This is a genomic window from Roseateles sp. P5_B10 (assembly GCF_056400485.1).
The window spans coordinates 1-2,000 of record NZ_JBFULE010000905.1 but is presented as its reverse complement, the minus strand read 5'-3'; the positions used below and the strand labels follow the sequence as shown (position 1 = coordinate 2,000).

The 2,000-nt window shown below is 68.2% G+C and carries 1 protein-coding gene; it reads right to left on the bottom strand.

The window, feature by feature from the left end:
* Positions 1-145: 145 nt before the first annotated feature.
* Positions 146-2,000: phosphoribosylformylglycinamidine synthase (purL, locus tag AC1DU6_RS29080; protein ID WP_477861423.1), on the bottom strand; the 1,855-nt coding region annotated here is incomplete at its 5' end.

The window sequence follows — 2,000 nt, the reverse complement described above, 5'->3', positions numbered from 1 at the left end:
CGGTGGAATTCGCCAACAGCCCGGCTGGCTCGACGCTGAAGCTGACCGAGCAGCTCGYCTATCTCGACGGGCACCAGGACCTGGAGCAGCGCCGGCGTGGCACCGAAGAAGGCCTCGACCGGCTGCTGCTGGAAGTGGACGCCGCTTAACCGAACGCCTGGCGCGCGTTCTGGAACATCCGCAACCAAGGGCTGTGCAGCGCGCGGTCGCCGCTGGTCCAGCTCATCTGCACGTTGCGGAACACGCGCTCGGGGTGAGGCATCAGCGCGGTGAAGCGGCCGTCGGCCGTCGTCACCGAAGTCAGGCCGCCCGGGCTGCCATTCGGGTTGAACGGATAGGCCTCGGTCGCCTGGCCGTGGTTGTCGACAAAGCGCATGGCGGGGATGACCTTGGCTGCATCGCCCTGGCGCGCGAAGTTCGCAAAACCCTCGCCGTGAGCGACGGCGATGGGCGCGCGGCTGCCGGCCATGCCCTTGAAGAAGACGCTGGGCGAATCCAGCACCTCGACCAACGCGAGGCGGGCCTCGTACTGCTCGCTCTGGTTGCGCGTGAAGCGCGGCCAGGCGTCGGCGCCCGGGATGATGGGCGCGAGTGCGGCCAGCATCTGGCAGCCGTTGCAGACGCCCAGGGCCAGGGTGTCGGAGCGGGAGAAGAAGGCACGGAACTGCTCGGTCAGCACCGGGTTGAACATGATGCTGCGCGCCCAGCCTTCGCCGGCGCCCAGGGYGTCGCCGTAGCTGAAGCCGCCGCAGGCCACAAAGGCTGCAAAGCCGTCCAGCTTGACCGCGCCCGACTGCAGGTCGCTCATGTGCACGTCGAAGCTGTCAAAGCCGCCCAGCGACATCGCGTAGGCCATCTCGACATGCGAGTTCACGCCCTGCTCGCGCAGGATGGCGACCTTGGGGCGGGCGCCAGTCGAGACGAAAGGCGCCTCGGGCGTGAACGTCAGGTGCACGTGCAGACCTGGGTCATCCGCCTTGCCAGCCGCCGCGTGTTCAGCATCGGCGCCGGCCGGGTTGTCGCGCAGTTTGGCGATCCGCCAGCTCACCTCATCCCAGGTCTGCTGCAGCGCCGTGAGGTCAGCAGCAAAGACCTTCTTCGCATCGCGCCAGACTTCCATCTGTCGCGCCGCATTCGGCTTGGCCACGACATGCGAATGCTTGGACAGGCCATGCGCGCGCAGCACCTGCATGACGGCGTCGCGGTCGGCCGCGCGCACCTGGATCAACGCGCCCAGTTCCTCGCTGAACAGCGCGCGCAGCGTCAGCTCCTCGCGACGGGCGCTGACCTGGGCGGCCCAGTTCTTGGAGTCGCCCATGTCGGCGCGGCTGTCGCTGATGCCGTCCCCTTCGGTGACCAGCATGTCCACGTTCAGGCTCAGGCCGGTCTGGCCAGCAAAGGCCATTTCGCAGGCAGCCGCCCACAGGCCGCCGTCCGAACGGTCGTGATAGGCCAGCAGCTTGCTCTCGGTGCGCAGTTCGTTGATGGCATTGACCAGCGAAACCAGCAGMTTGGGCTCGTCCAGGTCGGGCACATCGGCGCCGAACTGGTTCAGCGTCTGCGCCAGGATCGATCCGGCCATGCGGTGCTGGCCCTGGCCGAGGTCGATGAGGATGGCGCACGAGTCCTCGCGCTGCCATTCCGGCGTCAGCGTGCCGCGAACGTCGGCGATGCTGGCAAAGGCCGTGACGATCAGCGACACCGGCGCGGTGACCTGTTGGCCATCCCACTTGGTGCGCATCGACAAGGAGTCCTTGCCGACCGGGATCGAGATACCCAGCGCCGGGCACAGCTCCATGCCGACGGCCTTGACCGTGTCGAACAGCGCAGCGTCTTCACCCGCTTCGCCGCAGGCGGCCATCCAGTTCGCGCTGAGCTTCACGCGCGGCAGCTCGAAGGGCGCGGCCAGCAGATTGGTGATGGCCTCGGCCACGGCCATGCGGCCGGAAGCCGGCGCGTTGACGGACGCCAGCGGCGTGCGCTCGCCCATGCTCATGGCC